Here is a 20,039-nt window from a genome sequence, read left to right as displayed (position 1 = left end):
TCTATCGGGTGGCGAGCAGTCCGAGCAGGAAAGCCCGCAGGTCGTCGTCCTCGTACCAGTCGCCGGAGAACAGCGTCGCGAGGCCGAGCGGCACCAGGTCCCCGTTCTCGTCGTGGCCGGTGTCGTTGCGGAACAGCCTTGCGAGGAGCCTGTCCAGCGACGTGCGGCGCCGGGCGCCCACGCGGCCGCTGTGGGTGCGAGTGAACTGGAACGTCTCCTGTGCGGCCAGCAAGTCGGGGTAGTGCTGCTGGAGGTGCGCGAGCAGAGCGTGCGCGGCCGTGCGGCGGCCCTCGTCCCCGAGGTCGGCCACCGTCGCAATCCGGCTGCCCGCGTCGTAGCCGCCAGCCGCGCCGCTGCGGGCCCCAATGAATCGGGTCTCCGTCGGAGACAGCCAGTCCCGCGGCACGAACTGGGCAATGCCCGTCAGCGCCCGCACGGCAGCCGGGTCACTGTCCGGGGTGGTCACCAGCGTCGCCGTGGTGCCCGGACCCATCTCGCGGATCTCGCCCAGGGTCTCGCGGACCGCCGCAGGCAGCGCCGCGGCGTATGCCTGGCGAAGGCGGTCGGCCTCCCGTCGGGCGGCCTGTGCTTCCACGCGGGCCGCCGTGATCTCCAGGTCCGCATCCGGAGCGCCGCCGGCGGCCGCAGCCGCGAGGTTCCGCAGGCGCCGCTCAGCGGTGTCGGCGAACGCAGCGGCGTGCCGGACGGTGCCGTGCGGGTCGTCTCCGAGTTCAGGCGCCGCCGCGGTCAGGCGGGCAACCACATCGGCATCCACGTCCTGGCCAGCCGCGCGGAGCGCCGCGAGGTGGCGCAGGGCCTGCGGGCCGGGGCCGCCATCCACGGCCCGGTCCATGGTCCACCGCACTCCGTCCTGGACTTCCGGAAGTGCACCGGCCGCGAGAGAGGAACGGGAGGCCGGCCGGTACCAGCGGGCCCGTCGGGAGACCTGACCGAAGCGGCCCGGAGCGGGCAGCAGCCGCGCCCAGTGAGCGACGCGGTCGCCGAGCGGCATGCCGTCGCCGTGCTGCGGAAGACTTCTTGCGGCGGCGAGGCGGCGCAGGCGGCGGGTATCAGGCCACGAGCGGATGCGCTGCGCCAGTCCTCGGCGGAACCGGACCAGGCGCTCACGCATGCGCCGCAGACCCTCACGGCTGCGCTGCCACGCCTTGGCCAGACCCTTCAGGAACGCGACGACGATGGCGACGATCGTGCGAGCGATGGCGGCGAGCCCGGCCACGATGTGCGGCATGATCCCGGGGCGGCGAGCCGCGGGCAGCCTCTCGGCGATCCGCTGGGCGGTGTCGTTGCGGGTGGCGTCCATCTGCGCGGCAAGCCGCTGCACGATCGCGTTCCGCCGCTCCGGAGTGAGCAGTTCACCGCTGGTGGCGGCCTGGAGCGCTTCGCCCACCGCATCGTCGGCGTGCTGGGTCACCGCGTTGTTCACCTCTGCATCTGTGCTGTCGTCCTCGCTGCGGGCCGGCGGGGTGGCCAGGGCCTCCGGGATCAGGCGGAGCAGCTCCGCTGCACGGCGGGCCATTTCCTCGTCGGACTCGCCGTCCAGGGGCTCGAAGTCGTTGACCGTGCGCAGTGCAGCGCGGACGGCGTCCGTGCGGGCGGTCGCGGCCTTCTTGCGGAGCGACTGCACCAGGTCGTCCCGCTCGCCGCCCTCGATCCCGGCGTCGGTGATCGCGGACAGGGCGCCGTTGCGGGCTCGTCGCATGGCCGTACGCAGCGCTTCAGGCGTGAGCTGTTCGGCGATCTGCTGGCGGAGCTGGTGGATGCTGCCGGGCGTGGTGGTGCCGTCGATGGCGTTGCCGATCACGGCTCGTACGACGGCATCCGCGTAGTCCGAGCGAATTTTGTCCGCGTCCGGAGCCGGGTTGGGGTCGCGCGGCTCTTCGTCAGCAGCGGCAGGGGCCTCCGGCTCCGGCAACTGGTGCAGGGGCGCTGAGGATGCGAAGGTCCGCTCGAAGCGCATGCCGTCCCCGTCCTCGACAGTGAGCACACGCACTCCGCCGGGGGCCTCCTGGACCTGCACGACGCGGTACGTCGTCACGGTGTCCGGGGCGAACTCATCGGGCAGGCCAATCGTGTCGCCCGCGCCCACCGAGCCGATCGTTCCCGGCTCCGGCTGACCGGCGACGGGCTCGTTGCCGGCGGCAGCGTCCAGACGGTCGGCGGCCCGCTGCGCAGCGCGCCCTTCAGGGGTGGACGAGTCGGCCCCTTCCCGCAGTTCCTCGGCGAGGGCGGATGCCTGCGCGGGCGTGACCGGCTGATCGTTGGCGATGCGCGCTGCGCCCTCCTGCGCCTCCGGGCTGCCGGTTGGCACGGGTCCGCGGCCGGTGATGGCCTCTCGCTCCTCGGGAGTGAGCTGTGGGTCCACGGTCTGGCCTGTGACCGGGGTGACGGCCGGGGCCGGCTCGCGGACGACGATCTCGCCGCTGTCGTTCGGGGCGTCCTCCGGGCCCAGCTCGGGCGGGTTTCCGTCGGCGTCGACCGCGCGCTGCATGGTGGTGTCGCTCGTGACCGAGAGCTCGCTCGGCTCGCCTGTGGTGGTGTCCTCCAGGTCGAAGTGGGACTGGTCGCCGTTCTCTTCCCGGCGGGTGACCCGCGCCGTGGTCGGGCCGCTGGGAGTGGGGCGCACGAGGACGTCGCCTTCCTTCACGTCCTTGGCGGGCGTGGGCTGGACGGCGTCAACCTTGTTGGTGCCCTGGTCGTTGGCGGTGTCGCCGATGACGCGGAGCTGTGCGATCGGCTCGTCCTGCACGCCGCTCAGGGTGGCGACCGAGGCGGTGTCGCCGCTGGTCGACTCGACGGTGCCCAGGAAGTTGCCGTCACGGTCGCCGACGACGTTTCCTTCGTCCACGAGGTGCCCGTCCGGGGTCCAGCCGGCGGGCCGGGCGGCGCCGCCGTCGGTGACGTTGAGCGAGGTAGGTGCGTGGTCGTCGTCGGTGCGGTCGTCGCCGAACTGGACGCGGACGCTGTTGGCGCTCGCGCCGGTGATCACGCCCTCGTTGCCGTCGTCGTCGGTGACGAGGGAGCCGGGGAACAGGCCGTTGCCGTTGGCGTCGGTCGGGACCCGTCCCGCGATGCGGCCGGTGAGGACGTCGGAGTCCGCGCCGGTCTGCGGGGAGCCCTGGAACTGGTCGGCTTCGTCGCGGGTGGCGCGCGCGGCCGCAGCGTCCAGCGGTACCCACACGGGTGTGCCGGTGGGGGCGTTCGGCTCGTCGGCGATGAGGACGCGGTACATCTCCCGGGAGCGGCCGTTGCGGACGATCGGCAGCTGCTTCGGGCCTTCGGCCACAACGTACCCGGAGAGCGTCCGAGCCGTCCCCTTGGCCCTGGTTTCACCGTCGATGCGGACCAGGTCGCCGGTCTGGAGAGTGCTGACCTGCACCCACTCGGCGGGCCGGCCACCGACGGCCTCAGGCGCGGTCCGGGGCTCCGCCGCGGTGGCGGGCCCGATCTCCGTCTCCTCTCGGCGCGTGCGGTCGGTGTCGGCGCCGCCGTTGTTCGGCGCTGCCGGGGTGCTGTTCGCCGGCTGCCGCGTCCGGGTGCTGCCGTTCTCGCCGGTCGCAGTCGTGTTCCGGGTGGGTGCCGAAGCAGACGGTGCGCCGGTGCTGTCGCCACCGGTCGCGCTTCCGCGGGCCGGAGTCGCCCCTGTGTCGGGTGCGCTCGGGGTGCTGCTCGGTGCGGCGCCTCGGTCGGCCCCGCCTGTCTGCGTGCTCGGGGTCTCGCCGACTTGCCGTCCGTACTGGTGCTGGTCGAGGGGGAAGTGGACGTCTTCGGCTCGGGCGAGACGGAGAATGGGGCCCTGGCTGTCCGGGATCAGGAAGGTCTGTCCCTCCACCGTGTGCTGGGAGTCCTGGAAGGGATCCTTGGCGACTGCGATCCGGTACCCCTTGTAGCGCACCTTGTCCGCGGTGAACTTGACCTTCTTGGGCTCCCCAACGACGTATCCGAGCCGCCGGCCGGTGGCGCCCGGGTACAGGCCCGTGATGCGGCCTTCGAGGAAGACGACGTCTCCCTCACGCAGGTCTCCTGCCGAGACGCGCTCGGCGGTGTCCTGCCAGTCGGGCGTCTCCAGCTCGCCGAGAACCTGACGCGCGGCGCGGTTCTTGAGTGCCTTGTGGTGCATCGCCCGCGGGTCCTCCGGCCGCAGGACGTCCAGGTACCTGCTGATCTGGTCAGCGAACCAGCCAGGACCGAGGATGTACTTGTCCTTCAGGTTGGCGGGCTGGTGCTTGTAGTGCGTGGCGTCCAGCCAGCGCAGCTCGTCGTAGAGCTGGGCCAGGTCGTCCGCGACGTTGCCGCTCGGCACGACGCCTCGGCCGAGCGCGGCAACCAGCTTGCGCAGCGCCTCGTAGCGTTCCAGGTCGCCCGGGTTGTCGGTCAGCGTCTCCAGACCGCGGAAGTCCTTCGGGAACGCCAGGCCGACATCCACGTTGGCGAGCGTGTTCGCGAGGTCGGGGTGGACGATGCCGAGATCCGGCTCCCCGCGCTCGATGTCGCGCAGCACGAGGTGAGCGAGCGCCGCCTCCCGGGTGCTGAAGTGCGGGCTCTCACCGAACGGAGTGTTGCTCCACCACACCTCGGTGGGGTTCGGGGAGTTCGAGACAGTGTGGGGCGCCGTCAGGGAGCCGATCAGACGGCCATTCCGCCAGACCTGACCCGCGCCTTCATTCGGCAGGACCGGCCCGGGAGCCATGCCCTCGGACGCCAGTGCCCGCATCTCCTCGGGAGACCCGAACAGGGCACGCTCGCCCTCCTCACTGATGATGCGGTCCTCGCCAGCCTCGTACTGGCGCAGTTCGTTCGCCGTGGGGATCCGGCGGCCGTCCACGAATCCAGCACGCTGCTTTTCGGCATCGCGGTAGTGGTTGGCGTTGACGGCGTACCGCGACTGCGAGGCGTCGGCGGCGCCACGCGCCGCTCCCTCCCCGTCTCGGCCAGGCTGGGTGCCGTCCGCACCCTCACGCTGACCGTCGCCCGCCGGCTCCGAGTCGCTGCGGTCGTCTGCGTTGCCGGGAGCAACCGCGCGGCTCTGCTGCTCCCGCTGACCCGTGAAATCGGTAGGCCGCGTACGGATGACGTTCTGGCGGGTCTCCTCGATGGCCAGGCCGAGCGGGTTGCCCTCGGCGTCCATCCAGGTGCGCAGGGCCTCCAGGTCGAGCTCCGGGGCCTCCCAGCCGATCAGGCTGCCGTCGTCGCTCCGCAGGTTCTCGTACTCGCCTGCGAGGCGGCGAGCGCCGTCCCGGCCGCCGATCTGCTCACCGTCCGCTTCCCAGTCGGCCAGGTGCGTTCCGCTGACGGCGTGGCCGAACTGCCAAGTGCGGCCATCGTCGTCGGACCAGGTGATGAGCCGGCCGCCGGGGGAGAGCGCCAGGGTGTCGTTGTTAGCGAGACGCCCCAGGTAGGCAGCGTGCTCCTGCGGATCCGCACCGGACGGCGTGGGGGCGTCGCCGGAGCGGTAGCGGTCCTTCAGGCCGTCGAGAGCGGGCGTGTCTGCATTGCCGGAGCGGTCGCGGTCACGACCGTCGCGTCCCTTGTCCCGGTCGCGGTCCCGGCCGGGGATGCGGGGCCGGCCACCGTTCGGCGCGCCGCCGTCTCGCCCTCCGCCGTTCCGGTCACGGTCGCGATCCCGGCGCCGGCGGCGGTCGCGACGCTCGTCGGTGTCCGCCTCCTCCTCGTCCCGGTCGTCGTCATCGTCGGCGTCACCCTCCGGGTCGGGAGCGTCGCCGCCTCCGTCGCCATTGTTGCCGCCGCTGGTCTCATCGGGCCCGTTGCGGTCGCTGCGGCGGTCGTCACGGTCCCTCCTGCCCGAATCCTCGTCCTCGTCGCCCTCGGAACCTTCCTCACCGTTGGCCTCCGCCGGGCGCTCGGGCGCATCGGCATCGGAGGTCTCGGGGCCCGTGTCGTTCGATGCCGAGTCCTGGCGCTCGATGCGCTCTGCCCATTCGTCGTCGCCGCCGTCGGCGACGTAGGCGTACTCGTTCAGGCCCCTGTTGCCCGGGAAGCGCAGCCGCCAGCCGTCCACCTGCTCGCCGTTGCGCCACATCTGCGCACGCTTCGGCGGCTCCGCCAGGTCCCCTTCTCGCACGTACATGCCGCCCATGAACTCGTTCGACCCTCGGACACGAACTCGCTCTCCTACCTTCAGGGCCGCGATGTCAACGGCATCGCCCTGGGGCCGTCGAGACTGAGACTGAGTGGCTTCCCACTCCTGCTCGTCGCGCTCCAGATCGCGCTTCAGATTGCGGTCGCGGGCCGCCGCCTGGGCGCGCCTACGCAGTCGGGCCTCGGGTGCCGTCAGCTCGACGACCCAGTCGCCCGGGGTCTCGGAGCTGCCGCCGCTGGTGACGCTGGTGGTGCGGAGCCTTCCCTCGAACCCGTCGGCATGCGTGTTGATGACGATGTACGGATGGCTCAGCCCATCGAACGTGCCGCCGTCACGCCGCCGCCCGCTCACCTGGCGGTAGATGCTGCCGGGCCGAAGGGTCTGAAGCCGTGCCCAGCGCATGCCAGCCGGAAGTTCGGCTTCACCGATGATGAGCGGGCCTGCGCCCGTCCGGGGGTCGCCCGCCGGTACGGTCTGGCCGCCGAGGGCCTGAATGCGGGTGTTGAAGTGGTGGTAGCCAGAGAACGACCGGTCGTCGTCCTGCCCTGTCCAGGCACGGAAGCCTGCGTAGTACGACAGGACGTCAACGCGGGCCGAGAGAAGGGATCGCCGCAGCTCCGGGAATGCGCCGGAGAGACCGTTCGCCACCTGGTCCGAGTCGTCTCCGCCCGCGACGCCGGTGAGGAAGTCCTTGATCTGCTGCTCGGTGAGTCCGCTCCGGTCGCCGTCCCGCATGGCCGCAGTTACCTGCTCCGGGACCACCTGGTGGATGCGGTCCATGTCGACCGTCCACCGGGCATTCAACTCCTCGGTGGCATTCGCCATGCCGTCGCGCGTCGCGATGTGCGCAACCATGCTCTTCCGGCTCTCGACGCGGAAGTCGCCCGCGATCTGCTGCGTGGTCTCACGCATCGCCGCTGCCTGGCGAGCGAGGAAATCTCGCTGTTCGCCTTCGTGAGCCGCGAGGAGGTGGCGCGTGTTCTCGTCGAACTGGTCAAGCGGGAACGCGTCACCGGCTGTGCCGATCCACCGGTCTGCCTCTTCCGGCCGGAGCGGCTTGTAGGCGGGGCCGGGCATGTTCGTGACCCGGTCCAGGAGTGCATTCCTCGGCCCGTCAGGGGTCGGGTTCGCCCACACTCCAGCCCAGTCCCGATACCGCTGAACATCCTTGTCGTCGGCTCGGGTGTACTCGCTCAGGTCGATGCCGGGGAGGTCCGGGATCTCCAGCTCGGGCACGGGACCCGGCGCCTGCATCCTCTCCACGTCGTGGCCGGCGGGGACGATGAGAGTGTCCTCGTACACGCCCTCGTCGTGCGGACTGTCCTTGAGCCGAATCGACCAGGACTTGATGGGGGCGTCCCCGCGAAAGCCGGTCCTGTTCGGGGACAGGTACGAGACGTAGCCCTCGTGGGTGGCAGCGTTACCCTCCGCGTCCGGGAGGGTGACACGGATGTACTCGCCGAGCTTCGCCGAGTTGATGTCGACGTGGCCGAGCTCCGGCGCCGCGGGAGTGGCGAGCCGCTGGATCTTCTGATCGGTGCGGATCTTCACCTCGTTGCCGCGCGTGGGCGTCTGGTTGGGGCCGTCGCCGATGTGAAGCACCCAGGCGTCGAAGTTCTCCGCGTTCTGAAGGTGCCCGGTGCCCCTGCGGGGTGTCCCGAGCAGGTAGCCCTCACGGACCTGGGGCTCGCCCCAGCTGGTCTCGGTCTCCAGGCGGACGTAGTCGTTGCGCCGACCCTGCCCGGCGTCGATGACGTCGCCCTCCGTCGAAGCCTCTTCCGCTGAGGTGGGGGAGGGCTGGCGGCCCTGGTCTCGCTCGCTGCCGCCGTCTGCGTCGCGCTTCTCTCGCTCTCCTTCCAGCTCGCTCAGGTTGTTCCGCACCCAAGTAGGCGTAGATGCGTTGTCCGGGAGCTGCGGAGCCTCCTCTGCCAGCCACTTCTTCGACGCGGCGATCCAGTTGTTGAGGTCGGCGTCCTTCAGCGTGCTGGGGTAGTCGGGCGAGCTGAAGCGCGGACTCGGCTTGATGGCCAGCAGAGGAGATGCCTCTGCCAGCGCCTGCGCGGCCGTCTCCTTGCTGGGGTAGACAGTGCCGTCCGGCTTACCGTTCCCGCCGACGACCTGCCAGCGATCGCTCCCGCCAGCAATCTCGCCGGCCAGATTCTTGTCGACGTACACGTCAGCTCGGCCACGCTTGGTGTCAGAGATCCACCAGCGAGGACGCAGCCGCGGGTCCAGGTGAGCGGCCACGATCTGCTCGGCATCGTGCTGGGAAACTGCTCGCCCGCTGTGGAAGTAGGCGTTAGAGCGCTCTTCCCCATTCTCGTGGGATCGAGCGACGGCGAGTGCAGCGTCCCGCGTGGGGTCGGCCGGCTCGTAGGAGCCGCTCTTCCAGAAGTCCGTGTCTCCCACGAACCAGCGGTTGCCGATGGCTCCGTGCTTGTCGTGGTGCGCCCTCCATCCGCCGTTGCCCGAGTCGAGTCGGCCGATGCGCTCTCCGCCCAGGTACACGGCACGGCGAGCGTCGCTGCCAGTGACGTGCAGCTCGCCGACCTCGACGTCCTTGCCGTCGTGCTGGCCGACCTTCTCGCGCGTCTCGTCCGGCCCCTTCCAGCCGAGGGTGTTGGTGTGTTCCTCCTCCTCGCGGGTCTCCGGTACGGGCGGGGCCAGGCGCTCGACGTTCTGCTCTCGCGGAATGGTGACCACGTTCTGCCTCGACGGCTGGTCCCCCTCCTGGCCGAGGTAGAGGCGCCAGGCTTTGATCTTCTCCTTGCTCCGGTGGGCGGTGACCTGCTTCGCGACATCGAGCAGGTAGCCCTCGCGCACGACGGGGTTGCCAGCCGTGTTCTGCGTCTCGACACGTATGTAGTCGCCCATGTTGATGTGCCAGGGGCTGACGCTCTCGGAGGCGTCGATGGCCTCCTGTGCGGCCTCGGGCTCAACTACATCCGTCTGCGACGTCTCCGGGTCGCTCTCCGGCTCGCTGGACTCCTGGCTGTTGTTGTCGGCACGACCGAGGTTCGCCAGGTCGGTGCGGACCCCCTCAGCATCGAGCCTGACGCTGCCCTGAGAGTCGTAGCGGCCCTCGCCGATAGCATCGTCCAGTTCCGCATCGGAGGCGACAGGCAGCAGCGGACGGCCCTCGCCGTTGCGGCGCTGTACCTGGACCGCGCCGATCTCCTGCCGCTTGCCCGCGAGGCCCGGCTCGTCGCTGGTGCTGCGCACGGTGACCTGCGAGCCGTCGATCTCGGAGATGACGCCGATGTTCGGGGTGCCGTCCTCCTCCAGGAAGTCGACCTGGTCGCCCACCTTGAGGTCGGCCGGCTCGAAGTCGCGCCGGTACTCGCCCTTCGGCGGCTGCGTGGGGTCGTCGTCCCTGACGGCCCGAAACACCCAGCCCAGGGAGCCGGGGTCGAGGACTTCGGTGGCCCGGGTCACGGCAACGTACGCGACGCGCAGCGCTTCGTCGCTCGGGGCGCTGTCGGCGTCCCAGTCGAGGGAGCCGCCTTCCTTCTCCTCGGGGCCCTTGAAGTCGTCGGCGATACGGACGCGCGGGGACTCCAAGCCCTTGGCCTTGTGGGCGGTGGTCACGAGCACGTCGTGCGGCTCGTGGTCGGGGACAAGGCGGCCCTTGCCCTCGTCGCCCTCGTCCTGGGGGTACAGGTTTGCAAGGTGGACGTCGATGCGCTGCTGGGCCTCTTCGAGGGAGAGGCGGTTGTCGATCTTGTGGACGCCGGATCGGCCGCGCGCCTTCCACGGCACCTCACGCTTGCCGGGCTCGTAGAAGTAGCGGCGGGTGGCCGGGTCGTACAGGAGCTTGCCGACGCCGTTGTTCTTGGCGTCGCCGAGCCACCGCTTGAGGTCGTTGGCCTTCGGGTCGTTCCAGTCCAGGCGCACCCAGACGCGGTCGCCGACGAGGTCGGTGCCGGCGGGGCGGGAGCCGGAGGACAGCAGGGCCTCGATGTCGTCGCCGTGCTTCTCCAGCAGGTTGAACAGGCTGGAGAGCTGCTGAAGGTCGGGGTCTGCCTTGACCTCTTCCACGATGTCGTCGAACGCCTTGCCGTTGAAGCGGGCCAGCTCGGCATGATCGGTGTCCTCGCCAGCCGCGAGGGCGTTGGCGGCCTGGACGAACTCCTGGAGCGCCTTCACGCCGCCGGACACAGCGACGGTGCGGCCCGCGGTGAGCGCCTGCACGGCGGCCAGCGCGACGCCGGCGTTGGTGCGGGCGATCACCATGGACTCTTCGCCGGGCTGGAGCTGCCCGATGCGGGAGTCCTTGCGGTCGAAGCCCTTCAGGCGCATGCGGGTGCCGAGCAGCCGGAGGAACCGGTTGCCGACGTCGGCGACGGCCGGGCCGAATCGGAAGGACTGCGTGAGGGTGGCGCGGGCGTCCACGGGGAGCTTGGCCAGGGCGTCGGAGGCGCCCCGGAAGCCGTAGATGGCCTGGTTGGAGTCGCCGACGGCCACGACCTGGACGCCCTGGTCAAGGGCGGCACGGACGACGCCCTCCAGGACGGGGTTCACGTCCTGGGCCTCGTCCCAGAACAGGACGTCGGCGTCGAGCTTGTAGCCGCTGAGGGCCCACTGCTTGACGATGTAGTCGAAGTCCATGGGCAGGTCGCGGTCCGAGTCTCCGGCCTCGGGGTCGGAGAGGTTCGCCCACATTCGGTCGGCGAGCGGCTTGACCGCGTTGAACAGCTCGCGGCGCTCGGCCGGGGTGCCGGCCTTGACGTGCTGGGGGCCCACCTCGGCGTCCGCGGACTTCGCCCACTCGCGGATCATGCGCTCGGCAACGGTAGCGGCGCCGCCGGGGGTGAGGTCTCGGTTCCCGGCCCTCACCGTGTTGTGCCAGCGCATCCGGTCGGCGATCTGCTGGGCGTCGAGCTTCTTGAATCCGCCGGCTCGGTTGGACGGCAGGCGGTCGTTCAGGCGCCGGTCGGCGACCCGGGCCGCGTAGGCGTTCGCCGTGGAGGCGAGCATGTTCTTTGCGTACTCGCCGCGGGTCTGCGCCTCGCGGGCTTCGGCGGCGACGGACCGGTTGAAGGCCAGGTAGACGATGTTCCGGTCCGGCATGCGGTGGCTGAGCATCTTGAGCGTGGACGACTTGCCGGTGCCCGCGAGCGCCATGACCGCCATGTTCAGGCGGCGGCGAGCCGCGCCCTCGATGATGATGTTCTGCTCGTCGGTGGGCGGGTAGTCCTCGCGGGCGGAGGCCTCGGCGCTGATGCGCTCCCACTCCTCGTCGGAGTAGGCGCCGTCCTTCGCTGCTGGGAGATTTTCCACGCGCGAGACGAGGCCGTCGGCCTCTGCGTCGTTCAGGTCGTAGCCCGCGAGCCGGTCGCTGACGACGTCGTTGCGGGACGGCTCGACCAGGTTGCCGGAGTCGTCGCGCTGCGGCTCGCGAGTCCAGCGGCGGCGCTCCTCGTTCTCCAGCTCCCACTGACGGTGCTCCAGACGTCGCCGCATGGCGAGGTCCAGCGGGTTGGTGGAGTCGGTGAGCGGGGTGAGCTGATCCTCCAGCGCGTCGATGGACTCGGCAAGCTGGTCGTTGGTCAGGTCCGCCGGTGCAGGCTGCTGCTGCGGCTCGGGCCGGGCCGCCACAGTGCCGCGGTCCTGTTCTCCAGCAGCGCGCGGCGCGCGAGGGCTCGTAGACGAGCGGGAGCTGCCGCTCGACGTGCCTGCGCGGGCAGCACGGCGCTGGGCGACCTCGTCCTGGTCCTCCGTCTGCTCGTTCCCCGACGTGCTGCCCCCAGCGTTGCGCTCGGGGGTCGGCTTCTCCTCTGCGTCTGAGCCGTCCGATTCCGGGTCCGAGGCAGCCGCAGCCGAGCGATCTCCCTCGCTCTCATCCGACTGTGCGGGCTGGGCGCCCGGAGCTGGGGTGGCAGCGCCTCGCTCACCGGGAGCGTCCGCATTCTCCTCGACCGTCTCGGCGGAGTCGGCCTCACGCTCGGACGGGCCAGCAGGGTCGGTGCTCGGGGCCCCACTGGTTTCCCCGTTCTCGGACGCGTCGTCGGCCGTCTCCTCGCTGTCTGGTGCCGTCTCGGGAGCCTCCTCCTCATCCGGCGCATCGTCGTCCGACGTTTCTCCAGAGTCGGGCCTCAGGCTGTCCAGCTCGGAGCGGACCTCTGTCGCGTCGAGCTGGACCTCGGAGGTCTCGTTCTCGCCCGCCCCTTCCGGAGCCGCCTCCTGCTCCTGGCGCTCCGCAGCGGCGGGGGCCGGGGCCTCCGGCTCTTCTGCGGGCTGCGGAACCTGCTCCTCGTCCTGCTCCGGCGTGTCGGCGTCCGATGCCGCAGCCGCTTCGGACGATTCCTCGCGCAGGGAGTCCAGGTCGTTGCGGACCTCCTCGGCATCAAGCGTGGTCTCGCCACGCTCCTCGCGGGCGCGCTGCTGCTTCTCCTTCTTCTTCCGTTCCTTCGCAGCCTTCCGGGCCTCGGCGTCGGGCCACGTGATGCGCGGCCGGCCCTTCTCGTCGGTGCCGATGGACGGCGGCGCTGGGGTGCGGGGGAGCAGGTCGGTGTCCTGGGCTTCGGCTGGATCGTCCACGTCTCCGGCGCTCTCGCCGGCGGCGATGCGGGCTTCGCGAAGCTGGTGTTCCAGAGCCTCCATCCGGTCCCGCTTCGCCTTTGCGGCGTCCTCGCCGGACACGTCGCGGCCCTGCTCGCGGATGACCGCGGCGATCAGCTTCGAGCGGCGCTCGGCAACTTCCAGGTCCGCGGCCTGCTCGAAGGGCCGGTCGACGCGCTCGCGTGCGGTGGCGGCGGAACGTTCCTCCTGTCGGAGGTAGCTCTCCGCCGCGACGATCCGCTTGTCGATGTCGGCGAGCTTGTCCTCGATGCGGGCGATCGGAAGGGTCGTCTCCTGGTCGAGGTACTTCTCGTCGTAGGTGTGCAGGCTCTGGGGCACGTCGGGGATGCGGACGTCGACCAGGTGCACGCGGCCGTGGTTGTCCCACCCGGTCCTGTACTGGGCGGTGATCTCGATGTTGCCGACCTTGCCGAGGACGACCTCGGGGTGGCCGCCCGGCCGGTACTGGTTCTGTATGCCTTGGCGCAGGACGGCCTTCGCCGCGGCACTGAAGGCCTTGGCAGCTTCCTCGCGGTTGGTGAAGTCGGTGGTGCCGATGGTGGCGTTGAAGTCGTCGCCGCGCGTGTTCTTCTTCCGCCGGTTGACATCGCGCAGCTGAGCGACGAGCTCGTCGGTGTACGTGCGCAGGCGCTCGGCGGCGTAGATGGTGGACTTGTAGCCGTCGATCGTGCGGAGGTGGCCCTTGAGCTTGCGTGTGAGAGCGCCGAGGGCGACCTTCACGTTGGCCTGCTCCAGCAGGTAGGGGTTGCCGGTGGAGATGGCTGTGACCTGCTCGGCGTTGAAGACCCCGTCCGGGATGTCCTCGACGGTCCGCTCGGTGAGGCTGCCCTTCATGAGCTGGCGGATGAACTTGGCCTTGCGAGCGACGGTCTGCCACGCGAAGCCGTCGAAGCTGCCCTCTGTGACGTACTGGAAGATGGCGACCTCAGGGTTGGCATTGCCCTGGCGGATGATGCGTCCGTTGCGCTGTTCGAGGTCGGCGGGTCGCCACGGGCAGTCGAGGTGGTGCAGGGCGGTGGCACGCAACTGCACGTTGGTGCCGACGCCCATCTTCGTGGTGGAGCCGAGGAGCACGCTGATCTTGCCGTTACGGGCGTCCGCGAAGAGCTGGGCCTTCTCGGCGTCGTTCTTCGCCTCGTGGATGAAGCGGATCTTCTCGGCCGGCACGCCGCGCTCGATGAGGAGTTCCTTCATCTCCTGGTAGGCGGGGAACTTGGTCTGGCCCAGTTCCTCCATGTCGGCGGCGCCTTCGGCGTTGCCCTTCTTCTTGGACTTGCCCGGCGCGGCCGGGGTGCCCATGTCGAGGAAGACGATCTGGAGGCCGCCGGTCGTGGTGTGCGGGGCGGGGTTGTTCTTGGACGTCGGGTAGACCGCGTCCTTGGTGTCGGTGTAGATCCGGGCGATGTTGTCGGCGGCCGCGGGGAGCTTGGCGCCCTGCTCGTCGATGCCGACCATGCGGGGGTCGAGGGAGACCTTCCGCCCGTCGGAGTTGATCTTGAGCATGTTGTCGACCTTCGGGTCGACGTCGCCGCTCTTCACGGCCCGCGCTCGGGCCGCGATCTGGTCCATGTAGGCCAGGAGCCCGTCGGTGGGCTCGACGGAGATCGTGACGGCCTTCCCGCCGGCCACGTCCGGGGTGTCCAGGTACTCGGCGAGGTCGTCGGAGTTCTTGACGTCTGCGACGGTGCGCCAGATCCGCAGCAGCTCCGGCATGTTCCGGAACGCTGCGAAGCGGCTGACCTCGCGGAAGCCGGAGCCGTCGGCGGCGAGCTCCGTGCCGTTGACGACCTTGCCGTAGGTAGAGGCGAAGTCGTCGAAGTTGCGGATCTTCGCCTTCTCCAGCAGGTCGGGCCGCAGGTAGCGCAGCATCGTGTGCGCTTCGGTGATCGAGTTGGAGATCGGGGTGGCGGTGGCGAAGGTGACGACGCGGCCGGACTTCGTGGTCTTCCGCAGGTACTCCAGCTTCATGTCGAGGTCGGAGGCCCGGTTGGAGCCCTCGATCGCTGCGCCGGGGAGCGTGGAGTTGGTGGACAGGTTCTTGTAGTGGTGGGCCTCGTCCACCACGACGTAGTCGATGCCCGTGTCCTCGAAGTACAGGCCGGCCATGTCCTTCTGGGCTTCCAGCTTGGCTGTGACCTTGGCTTCGAGCTTCTTCAGGCGGTTGCGGATCTCCTTGACCATCCGGGAGTCGGTGCGCTTCCCGGGGTTGGCCGCCTGGTCTTCGAGCTGCTGGCGCTCCAGGGACTTCTCCAGCGCCTCCTTCTCGCGCTTGATGTAGTCGAGCTGCACCTCCGGGCGCATGGGGATCGACTCGAACGCGTTCTGGGTGAGGATGACGGCGTCGTAGTCGCCGGTGGCGACGCGGGCGATGAATTCCCGCCGCTTGCGTCCCTGGAGGTCGTCGCTGGACGCGGCGAGGATGCGGCCGTTGGTCGCAGACTCCGGGTACAGCTCGGCGAACTCGTCGCGGAACTGGTTCAGCATGTGGTTCGGGACGACGATGGCGGCCTTGTTGACCAGGCCGAGGCGCCGCAGCTCCATCACGCCCATGGCCATTTCGGCGGTCTTGCCGGCGCCGACCTCGTGGGCGAGGAGGACGGCCGGCTCACTGACCATGCGGGCGACGGCCGCGTGCTGGTGCGCGTGCGGCTTGAACCATTCGGCCAGGCCGGGCATGGTGCGCCGCTGGCCGTCGTACGACCTGAGCGCCAGGTTGTTGTGCAGGTCGTTGTAGCGCTTCTTGATCTGCTCGGTGCGTTCCTGGGTGGCCCAGAGCCAGTCCTGGAACTCCTCGCGCATCTCGTCGGCTTTGGCCTGCGCCGCGGCGGTGGCGTCCTCGTCGAGGTACGTCTTGCCGTCGTCGCCGCGGTAGGTGACGCGGATCTTGCCGTTGGTGAGGATCGCCTCGGCCAGCTTGAGGGCGTGGAACTCCTGCGTGCCCCAGACCTTCCGGGCTGCTCGGGTGTCCGTGACGTTGCTGGGCGCGTCGACCTTCCACATCGAGCCGCCCTGGAAGCTGACCCGGATCTGGCCGCTGTCGAGCTTCTCGCGGAGGAACGCCTGTATCGGGCCCTTGCCGAGCCACGCGGCGCCCATGGGCGCGTCGATCTCACCGGGGGAGATCTCTTCCGGGAGCACGTCTTCGAGGTGCTTGACGTTGATCTCGAAGCGGGCGTCGTCGGCGGCGAGGGCCTGCGCCTGTGTCAGGCGCTCCCGGACGTTGCCGGACAGGTACTCGGCGGCCGGCACCAGGTTGGCGCCGTCGTGCGGCTCGAAGACCAGCGGGTACTCGTCGCCGGTCTCCGGGTCGACGGAGCGGGCGGCGAGCAGCCGCTCGCGCGCGACCTGCGGGTCGACGCGCATGACTTCGGCGAGTGCGTCGGGGTCGAGGGTGCCGCGCTGCTCAAGGACGATCGCCATGGCGTCTTCGGGGTTGCTGGCGCGCTCGGCGATGGTGCGGTGCCTGGCCTGCCGCTTGGTGAAGATCGCGGCGGGCGTGCTCGTCTTCGTGGGCTCGTCGTACGAGTCCAGGGAGAGGACCACGGCCATGGTCGGGTCCTTGGTGAGGAGTCCGCCCATGGGGGGCCGCTTGCGGAAGGACTTCTTGACCTGCTCGCCGGTGTCCGGGTCGGTGGCCTTCCGGTCGGCCCAGTCGAATCGGTTCAGGGAGCCGAACTTCTGGTGGTAGGCGTCGTAGCGGGTCTTCAGGTCGCCGCGCAGCGTCTCGATGAGGGTTTCGTCGGCGTCCGGGCGGGCTTCCTCGCGGACGAGGGCCTTCAGGGAGTCGCGGATGCCGACGAGCTGGCGGGCTTCCTCGATCTGGGTCTTCGGGACCTCGTACGGGTGGACCATGCCGTCGCGGGCCTGGGTGAACGTGCCGTCCGATTCGAGCTGCACGTGCCCGTCGGGCCGGTCCGACTCCTCGGGCAGCAGCTCGACCTTGCGGCGCTCGCCGGTGTCCGGCTTGTAGGTCAGCCGGGCGTCCTTCGCGCGGCCGACGATCCGCTTGAGGGTGTGGCCCAGCTCCTCGTTCAGGTCGCCGGCGACGTGGACGCGCAGCTCGCCCGGTCCGTACATGCCGTGGCCGACGTGCATGTCGCCGATCACGTTGCGGGGGTTGTCGAGGAAGTACGGGTTGACGCTGACCTTCGGCGCTTCGGCGTCGTCCGGGTCCTGGCCGGGCAGGTCGGTGACCTGGATGGAGTGGACCCAGACCGGCGGGTCGTCCTGCTTGCGGTCTTGCGGCGGCTTCACGTCGCCCTTGCGGGTGCGGCCGGAGGTGAACTCCTTGTCGGTCTCGCGGCGGCGGAAGATGAGCAGGTCGGTGACGACGTCGGTGCCGGCGGTGCGGCGGTGGGCGCCGGTGGGCAGGCGAACGGCGCCGACGAGGTCGGCCTTGCGCGCCATCTCCATGCGCGCGTCCTCGGAGCGCGGCGTGTTCCCGTCCATGGTGAAGCGGGAGGTGACGACGGCGACCAGGCCGCCAGGGCGGGTCAGGGCCAGCGACTTCAGGATGAAGGCGTTGTGGATGTTGTGGTTGCCCTTGTTGTGGCGCAGGTCCACGACTGGGTAGTCGCCGAAGGGGACGTTGCCGACGGTCAGGTCGAACGTGCCGTCCGCGGCGCGGGTCTTCTCGAAGCCCTCGTTGCGGATGTTTGCCTGGGGGTACAGCGCCTTGGCGATCCCGGCGGTGATCGGGTCCAGCTCGACGCCGGTCATGTCGGCGCTCGCGGGCGCGTGCCCGATGAAGTTGCCCGAGCCGCTGCCGGGCTCCAGGACGTTGCCGCCGTCGAAGCCGAGCTCCTGAACGGCCTTCCACATCTCGCGCGCGATGGCCGGGTCGGTGTAGTGGGCGTTGAGGGTGTTGTCCTTCGCGGCCTCGTACTCGTCGTCGCTCAGGAGTTCGCGGAGGCGGCGCTGAAGCGGGGCGAACTCCGGCTTGGGCTCCGGGACGAAGACCTGCGGGGTGGCGCCCCAGCCGGACCAGCGGGCCAGGGTCTCCTGCTCGGCGGCCGTGGCCGGCCGGTTCTCGTCCTCAAGGCCGCGCAGCACCTCGATCGCGGCGATGTTCGCCTTGACGCGGGCGGCGACACCGCTGGGGACGACGCTGCGGCCGTCCTCCGGCGGCTGGTACTGCGGAGCGGTTCGCTCCTGGTCGGAAGAGCCGAAGGCTACTCGGCCGCGATCTTCGGCAGGCTGACCTGCGGCATCTCCTTCTCCTCCGTCCCGGGCTCCTTCGCCAGGCTGTACAGCATCTCGTGCAGTGCCTTCTCCCTGGCCCGCAGCGTCGCCATGTTGATCGACCTCATCGCGTCCCTGAAGTCCGCTCCCGGCTCCGTCTCCTCCCGGAAGTCGTCCCGGTACTCCGCGATCAGATTCTCGATCTCCGCGTTCTGCTGGGCGAAGAACGTCTCCGGAGGCGTCGTCTCCGCCAGCTCCGCCAGCGCCTTGGGCCGGTACGTCTCCCAGAACGCCTTCACCAGCGGCTTGTACCCGCTCACTCTGCTGCTCCTCCTGGTCGGTGCGCTGCTGGCCGTCGGCCGGCTGCGGGGTCATATCTTCGCCCGGGATGCCCGTCTCCGGGGTCTCGGGGGCGGTCTCGGGGTTCTGGCGCTGCTCCTCGGTCAGCTCGTCGCGGCGGCGGCCGAAGCGCGCGGCGGCAGTGTCGTTGGCGCCGCGGTTCCGGTCGAACTGGCCTGCGATCTGCCAGATCGCAGCAGGGGAGCGCTGGCCGTCCTTGTCACGGAGCGACAGCAGCTCGCCATCCACGGCGGGCCCGCCCCAGTCGACGGTCCGGCCGTCGCTGTGGCGCAGGTTGCTGCCGAGGAACAGCGTGAACCGGTTGGCGGTGTCCAGGTCGGCGAAGTTGCCGTAGTCGTGCAGGCCACGCAGTCCGAGCCCGTGCAGGCTGCGGCCGGTGCCGGCGGCGCGCACTGTGAAGCGGAAGTCGTCGTCGCGGGTGGTGTCCTCAACGATGGCGAAGCCGCGGTGGTCGGCGAGGTGCAGCTTGTACTTCGGGTCGCTGGCGAAGCGGCGCAGAACGTCGCGCTGTCGCTCGGGGGTGCCGTCGTTGCCGCCCTGCTTCCAGAGTTCGCGCAGGTCGTCGCTGTCGCGGGGGCGGCCGCGGTTGTCGCCGGACGTCTTCGGCCCGATGTGGCCGACTGCGACGTTCGCGGCCGGGACGCCAGACCGGTCGGCGACTCGCTGGGCAGCAGCCTGGTTCTGCTGGTCCGGGGTGGCAGGTGCGGGCTTGGTGCGGGAGGCGGCGCCATCGCGCTTCTTCGCGGCCCGCTGCTCGAAGCGCTCCCGGGCTTCGGCGGCCAGGACCCCGGCCTTCTTCAGGAACTCGGGGCTGTTGATGCGCTCGAAGGCGTCCGGGGCGTTCCAGTCGATGGCCTCGCCGTCGACCTCGATGTTCTCCAGGGAGTTGGCGAAGTCGAGGGCTTCCTCCTTTCGCGTGGCCAGGGTGAGACGGACGCCCGTCTCGGCGTGCATCACGCCCCAGCCCGAAATGAGTACGCCGTGCTTCTTGGTGCGGACGTTCATCTTGCCGACGACGAAGTGGCCGTTGCGGGAGAGCTGCGGCTTGTCAAGCTGGTCCATCAGCCCGGCTGTGAGCTCGTTGTGGCTGGCCTGTGCCTTCTTGTCCTGGGTGTAAGGGCGGAGCTTGGTGCTGGCCCAGTGGGCGCGGACGTCGTTGAGGGTCTTGAAGCGCCGGTTCGGGTCGCGGCGCTGGCGCTTGGCGGCGGGCTTCTGCTCCGGTTCGTCTTCCGGCTCGTCGTCCTCGGGCTCGGGGCCGGCGCCGTGGTCTTCGCCGTCGATGTCCTCCCCGATGTCATCGCCCTGGTCGTCCTTGTCGTGGGGGTCGTCGGGGGTGTCGCCCTGGTCGCCCGCGTCGTCCGCGTCCGCGCTGCCGGTACCGCGGCGGCCGTCGGCCAGGCGCCGCTCGTCCTCGTTGCGGACCTTGGTCTTGCTCTTGGTCGGGGCTGTGCCGTCGGGGCGGGCGACCATCGTCAGGCGGGAGGCGTGGATGGTGGACTGCTCTTGGGTGGCCAGGTTCTGGACCAGCACGTTTCGGCCGCCGAGGGCGCGCAGGACGCGCGCCATGCCGCCGCCCCAGAGCCTTGCGACGCCTCCGGTCTCGATGAAGCGGCCCTTGGAGTCGCGCGGGTGCAGATCAGGGTTCCAGGGGCGGCGGGCCTTCGTCTCAAGGCTGGTGGCGAGGCGTTCGGCGGCGTTCGTGATCTGCATGCGGCGGACCATGCACAACGGAAGGGCTTAACGTCGCGGGCTCGAAGGCGCCGTTGCTCACGGCCCTCGCGCGGGTCCTACCCGCGCG

The 20,039-nt window shown here is 70.3% G+C and carries 1 protein-coding gene; it reads right to left on the bottom strand.

Annotated features, from left to right (window positions below; all coding sequences use genetic code 11):
• Window position 1: 1 nt before the first annotated feature.
• Window positions 2–19,951: a UvrD-helicase domain-containing protein gene (locus ACIP84_RS36895; protein ID WP_401804415.1), complete on the bottom strand. Its 19,950-nt coding sequence runs from the start codon at window positions 19,949–19,951 to the stop codon at window positions 2–4.
• Between the last annotated feature and the right edge of the window lie 88 nt (window positions 19,952–20,039).

The organism is Streptomyces sp. NPDC088707 (assembly GCF_044752725.1).
Taxonomy (GTDB): Bacteria; Actinomycetota; Actinomycetes; order Streptomycetales; family Streptomycetaceae; genus Streptomyces.
Note: the sequence above shows the minus strand (reverse complement) of the source record. Positions and strands in the feature narration are given on the sequence as shown.